The following is a 15,609-nucleotide window of genomic DNA, read 5'->3' as shown; positions in this document are numbered from 1 at the left end:
CGGATTGCAGATGCTATTTTATCGTGCTAACATATACATGTAGAATTTCATAGTTATATAGTTTTAATGTTTTTCATGCTTTTCTTTAAAAATATTTTTCAGACCGGCTTTGAGGAGATTTTTAATGGGACTTGTTACATTAACCAAGGGACAGATCGTGCACAAAGCGATGTCCGATACTGTAGGTACTTTAGAAATTCTTGTAAAAGGAAAAATCAGGGCAACCGATCAATTCACTTCATTTGTAATAAATGTTGGAGGAATCATCGGTCTTGTTGAATCCCCTTCAAAAGAATACCAATACACATACGAAGCTCTGGAAGACGCTTCCGTCTACACTTATCCTTACGAAGGCACAGATGATATTCTCGCAATGCTTAAATGCAACGAAAAAATCACATCGGTTCTCGCCTCGCAATCCGTTTTTATAACTCACGAACTATTTTCAGAATACGAAAGGCTTTTCGAATCGGTTCTTTTTGAATTCAAAAAAATAAAATCAGACTACGCAGACTATCCCGAACTTTGCATAAGGGCAGGCGAAGTCCCGACAAAATTCGAGATGCTCGATCTCATAGTTCCTCCCGTAAAAAATAATATGCTTTCAAGTTGGGAATACGGCTATTACAAGAGTCTTAAGGAACACGAAGCGGCTCTGGGAAAGTCCTATTACGCACTAAGCCAGGACATAGCTATCGGAACGATCATGATCGCGGAAAAGAACCAGAAACTCATTTCCGTTTCAACCAAGTTCCTCACCGCGTACAAAAAGCAACTTGGCAGAAATACCGCAGATTTCACCACTACCTTAAAAATGATACACGCAAAGATTGAAAACAACGAAAAGACTGCGGAAGGAAATGAAAACGAGCCTGTAATCACCAACGCTCTTGCCGTTATTCTCACATACTCAGGCGTAGATTCTGAACTTTCCGCCAAATTTCAGGATGAGATTGCTGCATTTAAAGCAAGCGAAACCCGCTATGACACAGCTGACGAAGCGCGTCTTCTTAGAAAGAACATCTCATCGTCTTTTTATAAAATATACAAGAAAGTCTTCTTAAAGAGCCTGTCAGACAAAGACATACCGATAGAGGTCAGGATGTTCCTAATGTTTGGCTTTGTCGATGAAGAACTCGCCGGCGAAAAGAACACTTCCATCCTCTGTAACATCGCAAGATCCTACGTTCCCGATCCCGAAGGCAATATTCTTCTTCTATCGGAATGGCTCAAAAAAGTCTACAAACTCCAGGCTAATCCTTCAAGAAACGAATTTGACCAGGACTGGGAAACATATCTTCGCGAGCAAAAGGCCACGGGAGTTCTTAAACAGGAACAGATCGACGCCATGATAAACAATCCGGATAGCCGACTTGATTTCGAGATTAACAATCTCTTTTCACTCGGAAACAGGATGACGTTCGGCAGGATTTCCGTATTCGTTCCCGTGTTCGATTCAATGAATGTGCTAAAGCCGCTCAATCTCGCATATATGACTTCGTCTAAAATCAAGGAGCACATCTCCAAGATTAAAAGCATCGACTTTGGTGTATTCTGCAGGCAGGCCGTGTATTCCAACACCGACATCGGGATCACGCAGGTTTATTACGCAGAAGAAGTCGAGCCCTATATCATACTTATGCCAAACGCAGGAACCAGAGCCACTTTGTGGCAGGAAATCGAGGGCAAAAAAAGAAATACAAAAGGCAGAATGCTCATCTCCATTTTCAACCTTGAAAATACCGAAGACTGCATGATAAAGCTCCTTGGCGAGTTCAGATGGGAAATGTGCAAGACGGAACAAGGCGTGCACTGGAACGACGTCACCGATCCGTCGCTCACTTCCATGTACTGCGACTATCTTCAGTTCTTTAAGAAAAACCAGACTCTTTCTTCCGAACAAAAAGATAAGCTTCGCCTTGATCTAAAGAAATATAACAATAATTACAAGAGCATTTTCATAAGCGACTACCTCGCATACCTGAAATATGAGGCTACAGGGTCACTGAGACTAAACAAGGTCGCAAGAGAGATTTTGTTTAACTCATGTCCTTTTTCAAAACAATATCGCGAAGCGGTTTATGACAATCCGCAGTACAAGGAGCTCATAAATCATTACACGGCACACAATGCCAATGTCTCAAAGCCTCTTCAGAACCTTGAATTCAGGCTAAAAAAAGAAGGTCTGGAAGTTCCTCATGAACTCACAGACCAAATCGAATATCTTTCCAAATAAATACAGCAATTACAATGTAACGCCGCGCTTCCATATTGCCATATCGTGGAAGCCGGCTATTTCACTCTTAAGTTTCTCGCCGGATGCCGCATTGAGTATCATATCAAAGAGCTCCTCGGCAAGCTGGTCAAAGCTCTTTCCCTCAAGAACATCTCCCGCAGAAAAATCTATCCAGTTATTCTTCTTGTCACGGATCCTGTTGTTACTTGAAATCTTAAGCGTAGGTACAGGGCATGCAAACGGAGTTCCTCTTCCTGTTGTAAAAAGAACTATCTGAGCGCCCGATGCTGCAAGTGCCGTAGCTGCGCAAAGATCGTTTCCGGGTGCACAAAGAAGGTTAAGCCCTGTGGTATCGGTGGTCTCACCGTAGTCAAGAACGTTCATAACAGGAAAACTTCCTGATTTCTGGGTACATCCAAGTGATTTATCCTCGAGCGTCGTAATTCCGCCTGCCTTATTTCCGGGCGATGGATTCTCATATATTGGCTCTCCGAGCTTGGTAAAATACTCTTTGAAATTATTTATCATATCAACGGTATCATGAAAAGTATTTTTATCCTTGCATCTGTTCATAAGGAGCGTCTCCGCCCCGAACATCTCGGGCACTTCGGTAAGGATCGATGTACCGCCGCGTTTAATTATCATATCGGAGATTCGTCCGACAAGAGGATTTGCCGTAATTCCCGAAAATCCGTCACTTCCACCGCACTTAAGCCCGATAACAAGCTTTGACGCGCTGACTTTCTCTCTTCTGTCTCCGGCTGTCGCATCGATTATTTCCTGCAAAAGCCTGATACCTTCTTCCATCTCATCATCCGATTCCTGACAAACAAGAAACTTGATCCTGTTCTCGTCAAAATCACCGAGATAAGGTTTTAATACATCTATATTGCTGTTCTCACAGCCAAGGCCTACTACAAGCACACCTCCTGCGTTGGGGTGTCTTATAAGATCTGACAAGATAGTCCTTGTATACTCCTGATCGTCACCCGTCTGCGAACAGCCGTAATTATGCGTGAAAGCAACAACTTCGTCGATGCTTCCCTTTATCATATGATTTCCCTCTTTTGCCAGAGCCGTCGCAATGTTATTTACGCAGCCAACTGTAGGGATTATCCATATTTCGTTCCTGATTCCGACTCTTCCGTCGTCTCTTACATATCCGTGAAAAAAGCTCTTTTCTTTCCCCATCATCTTGAGCTTCTCGGATATATCCTCAGCGTCCGGCATATACTCATATTGAAGAATACCGTTAAGCTTAGTCCTTGTATTATGTGTATGGATCCATGTTCCGGGCTCAATATTCTCCGTGACACAACCTATCGGAAAACCGTATTTGATAACTTCCTGATCGTGTCCAATAGCTTTGACGGACATCTTGTGTCCCGAAGGAATGTCTTCTCTTGCCTTGATTACAGATCCGTCGGAAAGCACGATCTCATCCCCCGCCTTTACAGGCTCAAGACAAACAACAACATTGTCCTTCTCATTGATTTTAAGAAATTTATTCATTTGCTACCTCTTTTTACCCTCATCCTAATGTAAGCATTTACAAACTCATCATATATTCAATATGACCACTCGTCAACGAATTTTTTCTATTGTATTTAATATATGGCTCTTGTATAATACTTTTGAAAAATATGAAAAGGCTTACATATTTAAAGAATAAAAAATTACGTTTATAAACGGAGGGTATTTAATGAAAAAATTCATGGACAAAGATTTCCTCTTACAGAGTGAAACCGCTAAGACACTTTATCACGACTACGCTGCGAAAGTGCCCGTACTTGACTATCACTGCCACATCAATCCCAGAGAGATTGCCGAAGATAAGCATTTCGACAACATCACTCAGGTTTGGCTCGGCGGAGATCATTATAAATGGCGTCTCATGAGATCTTTCGGTATCGAAGAAAAATATATCACAGGAGATGCTTCCGACAAAGAAAAGTTCCTTGCATTTGCAAAATGCCTCGGAAAAGCTGTTGGACACCCCATCTTCCACTGGGCACACCTTGAGCTCAAGAAGTACTTCGGCTATGACGGAGTTCTCAATGAGAGCACAGCTGAGGAAGTTTACGATATCTGCAACAAGGTTCTTCAGGCTCCCGACATGGGCGCAAGAAAGCTCATCAAGATGTCAGACGTAACACTCATCTGTACAACAGACGATCCGGTTGATACTCTTGAATGGCATGATATGATAAAGAATGACGAGACATTCGATGTTAAGGTTCTTCCCGCTTGGCGTCCCGACAAGGCTAAGAACATCATCAAGCCCGAATTTGCTTCATATATCAATCAGTTATCTGAAGTAAGCGGCGTTAAGATTGATTCATTCAAGGCCTTGAAAGAAGCTCTTAAGGTTAGACACGATTACTTCGAGCAGAAGGGATGCAATGTTGCAGACTTCGCTCTTGAGTACGTTATGTACAAGCCTGTTTCTGAAGAAAAGATTGAGGAGATCTTCGCCAAGAAGATGAACGGCGGAGAAGTTTCTTACGAAGAGTACCTTCAGTACCAGACAGCATTCATGCTCTTTGAGGGTGAGGAATGTGCTAAGAGAGATTGGGTTATCCAGCTCCACTTCGGATGCAAGCGTGACAACAACACCGCTATGTTTAATAAAATCGGACCCGATACAGGATTTGATGCTATCGATGCTTACTATCCTATGGGCGAACTTGCAGACTTCCTTGATGCACTTAATTCAAAGGATGCTCTTCCCAAGACGATCATTTACAGCCTTAACCCCAACGATCTTATGATCATCAACACTATGCTTAACTGCTTCAACCAGGCTCCTACAGTTGCTAAAATCCAGCAGGGAAGCGCATGGTGGTTCAATGATACCAAGCTCGGCATGGAACAGCACTTAAAGGCAGTTGCAGAATCAAGTAACCTTTCAGGTTTCGTAGGAATGCTCACAGATTCAAGAAGCTTTACTTCTTACACAAGACACGAGTACTTCCGCAGAATCCTTTGCAACTTCCTTGGATCACTTGTTGAAAACGGCGAATATCCTGCAGAGTGCATCGATACACTCGGACAGATTGCCGCTGATATTTCATATAACAATGCAGTAAGATACTTCAAATTTCCTTTAGAAACGAGATAAGTATGAGCAACCAAATGACTATTTACGACATATCCAAAAAAGCCGGAGTTTCAATCGCTACAGTTTCACGTGTACTTAACGGAAGCTCTAACGTAAAGCCCCGCACCCGCAAAAAGGTACTGGATATAATTGAACAATGCGGATATAAACCAAATGCATTCGCAAGAGGACTCGGTCTCAATTCAATGAAGACCGTTGGTATTCTTTGCGCCGATGCATCCGATCTATATCTTGCAAAGGCAATTTACTACATTGAGCAGAACCTTAGAGAAAACGGTTACAATTCAGTATTATGCTGTACCGGTTACGAGATTCCATCTCGTAAGAAATGCCTTAATCTCCTACTCTCTCAGCATGTAGATAGCGTAATAATGGTCGGTTCTAACTTTATTATGAACAATGCTGAAGATAACCAGTATGTTATTGATGGAGCTGCTTCGGTACCTATCATGCTTCTCAATGCAGACTTTGATTGCCCCAATGTATATTGCACACTCTGCGATGACTACAAGGCAACCCAGGATGCTACGGAATGCATGCTCGATGCAGGAATAAAGAATATTCTGTATCTCTACAACAGCACAACATATTCCGGATTAAAGAAGCTTGCCGGATTCCAAAATGCACTCTTAACACATGACATTCCTCTCAGAAAGGAATATCAGCAGTGCTTCCCCGGAAGTCGTGAGGATATCGACGGAGTAAGGGATTTTGTCGATAAGCTTTACAAAGAAGGTCTTAAGTTTGACGGAATTGTTACGAGTGAGGATTTCCTTGCTATCGGTGCCATGAATTTTGCGAAAGCAAATAAAATTGATGTACCGGACAAGCTTCAGATTGTAGGATATAACAATTCTATCCTGGCTCACTGTTCAGAACCCAACATCTCTTCTGTAGACAATCGTCTTGAAGATATGTGCATTCAGCTTGTTAAAACACTTATCGGAACTCTCAGTCAGAATGAGATGCCTCAGAAGACAATCTTCTCGGGCGAGCTCATCAAGAGGGGATCGACAAACTTCTAAATATCAAAGGGCTATGCCGTGATTTACGGTATAGCCCTTAATTTACAAGGGGATGTGTGAGAATATACGGTGTTGCCCTTTATTTACAAGGGGATGTGCGAGAATATACGGTGTTGCCCTTTATGTATACTTACCATGCGGGACTTTGGTTATTTTTTGGTTGTCTGCGCAGTGATTTTCATTAATTTATAAAAACAGGAGATGCTTCCTTTCACGTTGTTCAGAGAAGTCAGCATCTCCTGTTTTTATAAATTTTGAAAATCATCTTGCTCGTACAAATAAAAAATAACCAAAGTTCCGCATTGAAAGTATATTATGAATCTCATACGGAAATTATTCGGCACGGATCTCCGCCTAATTATATAAAACTCTAAGCATACTTTTTCATTCTTTTGAAGTGCCCAGAGATAGTCTGCAGGTTGAATTTATACGATTAACTTCAACTTTATCACACCATGCACCAGCAAAAATGGAATCCATAAAGTAGCGACATACTATGCTAATTCGATAAGCTCCATTTTACCGGTTTCATATGCAAATAATCATAAGTTTCGAGGCTCATTTAATACTATTTCACCTTCGAAAACATCTTCTATATTGCAATCTTCTCCAAGAGAAACTGTAATTCTGCTGTCGTAAGTCTTCCATTCAAACTGTGACCAATCGACGCCTTCTACATTTCTATCGGGTGTTTGATCATTATAATTATCTATTATAAACTCCTGTTTTTGATGATTTTTCTTCATCGCCAATATGCTCATTGCCATGGCATATAATTGCGGATCATACTTCATGAGTTTTTGAGCTTCAACGGTTGTTATAGATCTTCCGCTTGATATTTTTGCGGCAATTTCAAAAGCATCCGATGCGTCTTTTGCAGCTTTCTTCCATGCTTCGCTTTGCTGCTGTGCAACAGCCAGTTCATGTTGCATGATATAATTATTAAACGCGCTCATCCTATCCGCTTCTGCTTTTTTATCAGTTTCTAGCAGTTTCTTTTTGATCTCAGCCGATAATTCTATATTGATTCCATTGACTGTAATATAGCCACGCGAAACAGCTCTGTTCACCATAGCCGAATCTGCAAAGTGAACTATAAATGTATTTTCCTTATCTCCCTTTGATGCTCCCAATATGTCTTTTCCGGAAGTCGCAGATATATTATTGTTCTGCTGCGCCGCATAAGCTTCATCAGATATCTCTACAGTGTCTTTCTTGCTTGATGCGCTTTGAGCAATATAAGAGCTTTGGCTTTTATTATCATTACCATAATATTCTATTTTGGCTCTTTTTTCTCCGAAAACACCTGCTATATTCATTAGATGCATCCCCCTATGAAGAATCCGTTGTCAAATACTTTTTCCTACATAGATTTTATCGGCATCAACAGATAAACATTTTACTAGAAAAACTATTTTATCTATGCAATCACTCATTTGTGATGATTCCGCCACCGAGGACGATGTCGCCATCGTAGAGAACTGCGGATTGACCGGCGGTGATGGCACGCTGAGGTTCGTCGAAAGTGATCTTGGCTTTGCCGTCACTGAGGACCTCGAGGGTTGCGGGTTGTTCCTTATGGCGATAGCGGATTTTGGCGCTACAGCGCATTGGCTCAGCCGGAACATCGCCTGTTATCCAGTGAAAATCGCGGATTATAAGTTCTTTCTCGAAAAGGTCTTTGTTGTCGGCGAGGATGACTCTGTTGTTCTTTACGTCGAGTTGCTTTACGTAGAGTCTTCTGTCTGCGGGAATTCCGAGACCTCGGCGCTGGCCGATTGTGTAATTTATAATTCCTTCGTGGGTACCGAGAACGTTTCCTTCAGTATCTACAAAGTCGCCTTTTTCATACTCTTTGTCTCTGTAGCGTCTTATCATTGCAGCATAGTCGCCGTCAGGAACAAAGCAGATGTCCTGACTCTCGCTTTTATGTGATGTTACAAACTGCTTCTTCTCTGCAATTGCTCTTACTTCGTTCTTTGTATATTCCCCGAGTGGGAAGAATGTATGCGCGAGCTGTTCCTGTGTAAGATCGTAGAGAACGTAGCTCTGGTCTTTATTGAGATCTTTGGCTTTGAGAAGGTAGTATTTGCCGTCTCTTTCCTCGATTCGCGCATAGTGTCCGGTTACGATATATTCGTAGCCAAGTTCTTTGGCCTTATTGTAGAGGCTGTCGAACTTAAGGTATCTGTTGCATCTGATACAAGGGTTTGGTGTCTCACCATTTTCATAGCTACAGATAAATGGCTCGATAACTTTCTCCCTGAATTCAGCTTCGTAATGGTAGATGTTATAAGGAATTCCAATCTTCTCGCAGACTGCTCTCGCATCCTGAGTATCGTTAAGACTGCAACAGGTTCCGAAGAGATCCTCACCAATAACGTCATTTTCATATAACCTCATGGTGCAGCCCATGCAATCATAGCCTCTATCCGCAATAAGTGCAGCCGCGACACTACTGTCAACGCCACCACTCATCGCTATCAAAGCTTTCTTATTTGATTTATTATTTAAAACACTTTCTGACATAAAAACTCCAAAAAAATGAACTACAATGTTATTTTAGCATCTTTAAGACACGAATACACATAATCCATATCCATGCTCTGCCTTATTGTATCAGCAAGTATATCATACTGGCTCTCTTTAAATTCTTCATAAGAAAATTTCTCTGAGTCCGATTTGCCCAGAGCCTTCAATATACATGCAGCAATATCCCCCTTATCAAAAAGGCCGTGTACATAGCTTCCATAGACATTCTTTCCATTGCTGACCACAAGATTGCAACCATCACCTTCAATCGCATCATTTCCGTTATCTGCATCTCCGCCGGCTCCTGTGCCTACTTGATTCGCTCCGCCTCCGGCACTCTCGCCCATGTGGATCTCATATCCTGAAATCTCCACATCTTTAAGTGATTCAAATATTCCTTTCGGAAAAGAAATCTTAGCATCAACCTGTTTTCTGACCTTTTCCTCCCTAATCTGCGTATCGATATCAAGAAGTTCCATTCCCCTGATTGCTGAACCAATTCCGCTTTCGGCACCGTAAGGATCGATTATCTTATTTCCAAGCATCTGGAAACCTCCGCAGATTCCGAATACGGGCTTTTTCATTGAATAACGTTTTATCACAGCTTCAATGCCCGATTCCCTGAGCCATTTAAGGTCGGCTATCGTATTCTTGCTTCCGGGCAGGAAGATAATATCGGGGTCTCCGAGATCGTATACAGAATCAACGTATCTTACAACCGCATTACTTAGAGCGTCAAAGCAGTTAAAGTCTGTAAAATTTGAAATCCTGGGATACCTTATAACGGCAATATCCGCAGCGTTTCCGCTCACTTCTGCTTTTGATTTGTCATTAAACTTATCGGTAAGTGAATCCTCGTCATCAACTTTGATGTTCATATATGGGATAACTCCGGCCGTCTTAATGCCTGTTTTCTCAGTGATCATATCAATTCCTGAATCAAGCAAAGAAACATCGCCTCTGAATTTGTTGATCACAAAGCCTTTTATCCTGTCTCTCTCCCCATCTTCAAGAAGCATTGTTGTTCCAAAGAGCTGGGCAAAAACTCCGCCCCTGTCTATATCACCGACAAGAAGAACAGGTGCATCGACCATCTTGGCCATTCCCATATTTACGATGTCATTTTCTTTTAGGTTTATTTCTGCGGGACTTCCCGCGCCTTCTATCACGATAATATCAGCTTTCTTGCTAAGCTGTTCAAATGCCTTGATTATATCGGGAACAAGTTTTTTCTTATATGCAAAGTATTCGCGTGCACTCATATTTCCGATTACTTCACCGTTAACGATAACCTGAGAGCCAACATCGCTTGTAGGTTTTAAAAGAATAGGATTCATGCAGACCAAAGGCTCAATGCCTGCGCACTCAGCCTGCATAACCTGTGCTCTTCCCATCTCAAGACCCTCTGAAGTAATAAAGGAATTAAGCGCCATATTCTGAGATTTGAAGGGTGCTGCCACATAGCCATCCTGCCTGAATATCCTGCACAAACCGGCTACAAGAAGGCTTTTTCCCGCCCCCGACATAGTTCCCTGAACCATGATTACTTTTGCCATCTTTTTATCCTATAAAAAGCTTTTTATTGAAAAAAGAGCCGCTCGCGACTCTTTTTCCAAAACTATTATAAACTAAAGAATAATATACTATCAACCCAATTCGGATGTACAATGAGGGCATCTTGTTGCCTCAATGTTGATCTCAGATTTGCAGTGAGGACAGATCTTTGTAGTAGCTGGTTCCTCTGCCTTTTCTTTTTCAAACTTGGAACTTACTGAGTTCATTACCTTAACAAGTGCAAAGATTACGATTGCCATCAAAAGGAAATTGATAACAACGGTAATAAATGTTCCGTAGTTAAGTGTTACGGCTCCAGCTTCTTTAGCCGCTTCAAGAGTTACATACGTGTTGCCGTCAAGGCATACAAACATATTGTTGAAATCAATGCCGCCTGTGATAATACTGATTACCGGCATGATTATGTCATCAACAAGAGATGAAATAATCTTCTGAAATGCTCCACCGATAATTACACCGACTGCCATGTCGAGAACATTGCCGCGCATAATAAACTCGCGGAATTCATTTGCAAGACCTTTGCCTTTACTAGTAACTGATTTAACTTTGTCTGTCATGCTTTTTCTCCCCTTATCAATATGAAATTGTATTGTTATCATTCAAGCATGAACAATAACAATTTGCCAACAATACAATGAGATTATATCATATTTCCCCAATAATTAAAGGATTACACATCAATAAAAACAGACTCACAGAGTAAAATCCATGAGCCTGTCTATATTTAATCCTATCTTTATCAGGTTTAATATTATCAAGTGTCTTTTCTGTTTCTTGTATTCTTCTTTTTGGTATCTTTACTGTCTTTAGAATCCTTATTGCCATCTTTATTCTTTTTTAGATTACCAAATAATTTATCGAGGAAATTTTTATCTTTAGCGTCCTTTCCCCGACTCCCTTCTACCGTCACGATAGTCTTCATCGGAGTACTCGTCTCCGTAGCCGTCATCGTATCCGGATTCATCCTCGTTATCAGTTACACTCTCCTGTTTTGTATGTTTCTCAGGATTAGCAATGTGCTCCTCATGCACAAACCAAGCAATATTGTTTAGTAGCATCACAACCACGCAAATTGCAAGCGCGATCAACATTCTTCTGTTGCCTCTTTCAAGCCTTGACAATGTTGCCTCATGGACAACGTAGGGTACATTTTCATTCATAATCTTCTTATCATCCATTTCTTCATTTTTCCTCCAGAATGTATTATATCACTCGGAAGAAAAAAACTCATTAATATTAACCCATAAAGATAAAATTAACCATATAACGTACCGGCTTTTACAGTTTTTAGTGACGCAAACTCACTGTTTTTCTGCGTTATAACGCTCACGATTTTGTAAGCTTGCAGATGTTTGCTGTAAACTCCGATCCACCGGGCATATCAGCAATAATCTCTTTATCGCTCACAATTACGGCGTGATTTAACACGATTCCTGCAACGTCGGGGCTCATTCCCGATCCGGGGAAATCTACAACCTTCACTGCTTTGCCAGCCTTGCTGTCATATCCGTAAAGTGCCTCGGTGTCTGCCGCATAGAAATCATAACCTTCTCCCGAGAAGAAATCATAATAATTGTCATTAAACACTCCGAGCGGATCGCTGAGTTTCTTATTATCAAGATCGACCTTGTAGCACATATATCCCTCACCTTCGACTCTGTATATCGAAGCAAAAAGCTGATCGTCCGCTCCCTTAAAGAGAGTGCAATATCCCTCGTATGAATCGCCAAAATCTCCGCGCTCCATAACAGTGTTAAGACCGCTGTTCTCATCAAATTTCATTATTCCTTTTGTAGTATTGAACAAAAGACCGTTCTTCTGAGTCCAGACAAGACCATTGACACTAAAGTTTTCTTCTCCCGAAAAAGCATCAATGATATCTTTATTAAGCACTTCTTTTCCTGTAGTATCGAACTTCACAAGAAAAGCCTTGCTTACCTTGTAAGAAATATCTTCTGCGCCTTCTTCGGTTGCAGGTGCTGAATCTCCGACGCTTGCATCATCATTCTCGCCCTCACCGCTAGCCTCAAGGCTTCCGTCATTTTCGCCGGCGTGAGCAACACCTTCTTCGTCCTCTGCACCTCCTTTTTCTTCGGAGAATTCCTGATATTGCATATAGAGATTTCCGTCCTTGTCAGCAGTAAAAAGAGCTGACATGCTGTTTCCATCGCCTGCAATGTCAAAAGATTTTATATCGGATCCGTCAGGTTTAAAAGAAACACATCTGCGTTTTCCGTCTTGACCGTGAGCTACGGCAATTACCCGTCCGCTTTCATAATCAAAGAATTCCAGATACTCACCTTCTTTGGTGATTCCCTCAAGATTTGCCTGTTTATAAATGCCGCTGTCTGCCTGCTGTGGAACTTTTTCCTCCAAAACAGTCATATCGTCGGCTGCTTTTTTCCCGCATCCCGTAAAAGCTGTAGCACATAAAGCCGTTGCAAGGATGCCTGTTACAACTTTTTTTGATAGTTTTTCTTTTCTCATACGCTTATCTCCACTTTTAATCTTTATTATAGCATAGGAGGATACGCAAATAGCGCGCACCCTCCTATAAAATCAGCTATTCTCATTAATGTATACATTAACTCTGTTCTGAATTATCTCAGCATAGGAAAAAAGTGTCCTCCCCATGATGCAAAATGTATTTAAGTATTAGCTGTTTTCATTAAGATATGTTGTAACTCTGTTTTGTATAACTTCGGCAACCTGTTCGGCAGTCTTTTGTCCGCCAAAGAATGCTCCCGTTTCTTCCTGAACAATATTGTTTATTTCTTCGTCGTAACAATCCAATTTGTTTATGGAAAGAATGTAATCATGTAACTTCTTAGCTTCCTCTTCAGATAAAGGCTTTATTGTAACGTGCTTTCCGGTTACGGGATCTACCCAGTATGTCTGGTCATCCTTAGGTTTTTCCTTTGTCGCCTCCTGGAACTGCGCTTCAAACTTAGGCTTAATTGTCGGGAATCCATACCATGAATCCTTCTCATCTGTCAAAATACCCTTAATGAGATCCAAGATAACGTCCTTATGTTCTGTTTTGTTGTTTACAGCAAACATAGAACCATCAAGCGAAGCAAGATTCTCACCGGAGTTATTGGGAAGACCTACCATTTCAAAATCTTCTCTGAATGCCAGCTGTTTATAACGTGCATAATCACCGGGGTCCGAGAAAAATGTCCTGTAGAAAATAGTTTTATCCTCTGCTACAAATTTATCATCATCAACCCATTCACCGTTTTCCTTACCCTCATTTTGATGTTCCTCATCGGGAAACTTATTTACAAAATTCAGATATTCAATAAAATCAGGTGAGTTAAAATTACACTTCTTATTCTTCCAGTCAACAAATATATCGCCATAACTTGACCATAAAGTTGCGCCCATATTTTCTTTTGAATTATATGTTCCCATAGCAAGATCGTAGTTTGCTCCGCTATTTTCAATAATATCCTGCCACTCCTTAAATGTAAGAGTTGTTTTTCCATTAAGGAATTTTGATTTGGCAGCATATGAATTAACATAAAATGAAGGCATAAATGTGTATGTTTTGCCGTCGACCTTCATCATTTCAGCCACATTTGGAAGAAACTCAATATCACCGAGCGGTCCCCCCTTTTCAAATGCAGGTGTAAGATCCATCAAAATACCCTTATCAACATACTTACGAATAGCCGCTTCGCTTCCGGAAACACTTATGATATCGGCAGCTTTTCCTGACGTAATATCAAGATTAAACTGCTTTTCTATAGTCTCCCAATCATCAGAATATAATTCATTGTAGTTGATAATTTTAATCTGGTACTTATCATTTGACCTGTTGAACTTCATGATGGCAGTTCCGATCTCTGAATCATTCCACTCTGACATAAGCGTAATAATAGTCTTATCCGCTACATCTTCAGGATTGACTTTGGTAAGTCTTGCTAGAGAAACCTTACTATACTGCTCATCTTCAGGGATACTTGCAATAAACTCCGTATCACTTATCGCAACCATCTCAAGCCACATGTAACCACCTGTGCCGATATTGGAATCTTTAAAATCAAGAATTTTATTTAATTTAGAACCCTTGAGATCATACTTATATACTCCGCTATCATTCGATGCAAACAGGTTTCCTGCATTGTCCGAGAAAAATGTATAATTGCCATACTTATCAATGCCTTCAAGCGGTTTTCCGACTTCTTTTTTGTCAAGGTCGAGTATAGCGTTAACTTCGCCATCATCTCCACCATAATAAGATATAATCATCTCATTCTCTGACAACTTGATAAGATTATCGATCCAACCGTCTTCACCGCAAATTTTCTTCTTTTCAATCAGCATCTGCGGACCGTTCTTCTCATCAAAGGTTTGAACTCCCTCTTCCGTAAGGCAAATAAGACCGTATTTCTCAGTCCATGTCAAATTATAAACATTGAACTCAACGCCTTCGTCCTGATTATCTTTAGGAGCAAACTGCGCAAGATCAACCTTGGCAATTTCCTTTCCGCTTGGATCAAGCTTTACAAAATAATTTTTGCCATCCTCTGATGCTCTGTCTTCGCCATCACCGGAAGCCTCAGATTCATCAGCTGAAGTTTCTTCTGCAGAAGTGCCTGCAGAAGAAGCATCTGTATTAGAAGAGTCTGCAGACGAAGCGTCCAAAGAAGCTTCATCTGCTGCACCTGATTCTGAATCCTCAGTATCATCGGGCATTCCTTCTATATTTCTCTTGCCTTCATAGACATCCAAATATGCATTTCCGTCTTTATCAAAAGAACCGTTAATTACATAAAAATTCTTTCCACTTCCGACATCGACAGATTGAACATCGGATCCATCCGGATTAAATGTAATCAATCTGCTTTTTCCCATATCGGACCTTGTAAAGACCTTTATCTTATCACCGACACATTTGATAACAGCAGCTTCTTCGCCGGGTTCAAGAATGCCCTCCATGTCTTCCTGTTTAAAAATTACATTTTTATCAATTTTCTTGGCTTCTTCCAATGAGACGCCATTATTTTTCTTTTTACCGCAAGCGGTAATTGATGTTACACAAAGTAACAGAACAAGAATACTACAAACAGTACTCTTTACTGTACAAACTTTTCTCATTTCTCTTCTCCGTAAAT

The 15,609-nt window shown here is 41.0% G+C and carries 12 protein-coding genes; 3 read left to right on the top strand and 9 right to left on the bottom strand.

Annotated features, from left to right (window positions below; all coding sequences use genetic code 11):
- Positions 1-124 precede the first annotated feature (124 nt).
- A complete protein-coding gene (locus DL92_RS0101675) occupies positions 125-2,236 on the top strand; it encodes a hypothetical protein (RefSeq protein WP_026666703.1) in 2,112 nt (703 codons plus the stop codon).
- A 9-nt stretch (positions 2,237-2,245) separates the two neighbouring features.
- Here the strand turns inward: DL92_RS0101675 and DL92_RS0101670 are convergent, their stop codons facing one another.
- The gene (locus DL92_RS0101670) at positions 2,246-3,748 is read right to left on the bottom strand and encodes a UxaA family hydrolase (RefSeq protein ID WP_026666702.1); all 1,503 of its coding nucleotides are present in this window, start codon (positions 3,746-3,748) and stop codon (positions 2,246-2,248) included.
- Between the two features lie 190 nt (positions 3,749-3,938).
- Here DL92_RS0101670 and uxaC point away from each other — a divergent pair, with 190 nt between their 5' ends.
- Both uxaC and DL92_RS0101660 read left to right on the top strand, forming a co-directional pair.
- Complete coding sequence (gene uxaC / locus DL92_RS0101665; protein WP_026654980.1) at positions 3,939-5,357, top strand: glucuronate isomerase; 1,419 nt, start codon at positions 3,939-3,941, stop codon at positions 5,355-5,357.
- Positions 5,358-5,371: 14 nt separating this feature from the next.
- Entirely contained in the window at positions 5,372-6,382 is a 1,011-nt protein-coding gene (locus DL92_RS0101660) for a LacI family DNA-binding transcriptional regulator (RefSeq protein WP_026654981.1), read from the top strand.
- 542 nt (positions 6,383-6,924) lie between these two features.
- Here the strand turns inward: DL92_RS0101660 and DL92_RS19980 are convergent.
- From DL92_RS19980 to DL92_RS0101620, 8 genes are all read right to left on the bottom strand, one after another.
- Positions 6,925-7,701: a hypothetical protein gene (locus DL92_RS19980; protein ID WP_051625200.1), complete on the bottom strand. Its 777-nt coding sequence runs from the start codon at positions 7,699-7,701 to the stop codon at positions 6,925-6,927.
- A gap of 109 nt (positions 7,702-7,810) precedes the next feature.
- On the bottom strand, positions 7,811-8,911 hold the full coding sequence (gene mnmA, locus DL92_RS0101650; RefSeq protein WP_026666701.1) for a tRNA 2-thiouridine(34) synthase MnmA: 1,101 nt from the start codon (positions 8,909-8,911) through the stop codon (positions 7,811-7,813).
- Between the two features lie 20 nt (positions 8,912-8,931).
- Complete coding sequence (locus DL92_RS0101645; protein WP_026666700.1) at positions 8,932-10,470, bottom strand: cobyric acid synthase; 1,539 nt, start codon at positions 10,468-10,470, stop codon at positions 8,932-8,934.
- 90 nt (positions 10,471-10,560) lie between these two features.
- Positions 10,561-11,046, bottom strand: a complete 486-nt coding sequence (gene mscL / locus DL92_RS0101640; protein ID WP_051198952.1) for a large conductance mechanosensitive channel protein MscL — start codon at positions 11,044-11,046, stop codon at positions 10,561-10,563.
- An 88-nt stretch (positions 11,047-11,134) separates the two neighbouring features.
- Positions 11,135-11,314 carry a hypothetical protein gene (locus tag DL92_RS0101635; protein WP_026666699.1) on the bottom strand — a complete coding sequence of 60 codons (180 nt, stop codon included), beginning with the start codon at positions 11,312-11,314 and terminating at the stop codon, positions 11,135-11,137.
- A gap of 50 nt (positions 11,315-11,364) precedes the next feature.
- The gene (locus DL92_RS0101630) at positions 11,365-11,667 is read right to left on the bottom strand and encodes a hypothetical protein (protein WP_026666698.1); all 303 of its coding nucleotides are present in this window, start codon (positions 11,665-11,667) and stop codon (positions 11,365-11,367) included.
- A gap of 148 nt (positions 11,668-11,815) precedes the next feature.
- Positions 11,816-12,976, bottom strand: coding sequence for a hypothetical protein (locus tag DL92_RS0101625; RefSeq protein ID WP_026666697.1), 1,161 nt, complete (start codon positions 12,974-12,976; stop codon positions 11,816-11,818).
- Between the two features lie 168 nt (positions 12,977-13,144).
- Complete coding sequence (locus DL92_RS0101620) at positions 13,145-15,592, bottom strand: ABC transporter substrate-binding protein (protein ID WP_026666696.1); 2,448 nt, start codon at positions 15,590-15,592, stop codon at positions 13,145-13,147.
- Between the last annotated feature and the right edge of the window lie 17 nt (positions 15,593-15,609).

Source organism: Butyrivibrio sp. AE2005 (genome assembly GCF_000686965.1).
Lineage (GTDB): Bacteria > Bacillota > Clostridia > Lachnospirales > Lachnospiraceae > Butyrivibrio > Butyrivibrio hungatei_A.
Note: the sequence above shows the minus strand (reverse complement) of the source record. Positions and strands in the feature narration are given on the sequence as shown.

Coding starts and splice junctions, on each gene's coding strand:
- DL92_RS0101675 (WP_026666703.1), top strand. CDS start 125: ATGGGACTTGTTACATTAACCAAGGGACAGATCGTGCACAAAGCGATG.
- DL92_RS0101670 (WP_026666702.1), bottom strand. CDS start 3,748: ATGAATAAATTTCTTAAAATCAATGAGAAGGACAATGTTGTTGTTTGT.
- uxaC (WP_026654980.1), top strand. CDS start 3,939: ATGAAAAAATTCATGGACAAAGATTTCCTCTTACAGAGTGAAACCGCT.
- DL92_RS0101660 (WP_026654981.1), top strand. CDS start 5,372: ATGACTATTTACGACATATCCAAAAAAGCCGGAGTTTCAATCGCTACA.
- DL92_RS19980 (WP_051625200.1), bottom strand. CDS start 7,701: ATGAATATAGCAGGTGTTTTCGGAGAAAAAAGAGCCAAAATAGAATAT.
- mnmA (WP_026666701.1), bottom strand. CDS start 8,911: ATGTCAGAAAGTGTTTTAAATAATAAATCAAATAAGAAAGCTTTGATA.
- DL92_RS0101645 (WP_026666700.1), bottom strand. CDS start 10,470: ATGGCAAAAGTAATCATGGTTCAGGGAACTATGTCGGGGGCGGGAAAA.
- mscL (WP_051198952.1), bottom strand. CDS start 11,046: ATGACAGACAAAGTTAAATCAGTTACTAGTAAAGGCAAAGGTCTTGCA.
- DL92_RS0101635 (WP_026666699.1), bottom strand. CDS start 11,314: ATGGCAATAAGGATTCTAAAGACAGTAAAGATACCAAAAAGAAGAATA.
- DL92_RS0101630 (WP_026666698.1), bottom strand. CDS start 11,667: ATGGATGATAAGAAGATTATGAATGAAAATGTACCCTACGTTGTCCAT.
- DL92_RS0101625 (WP_026666697.1), bottom strand. CDS start 12,976: ATGAGAAAAGAAAAACTATCAAAAAAAGTTGTAACAGGCATCCTTGCA.
- DL92_RS0101620 (WP_026666696.1), bottom strand. CDS start 15,592: ATGAGAAAAGTTTGTACAGTAAAGAGTACTGTTTGTAGTATTCTTGTT.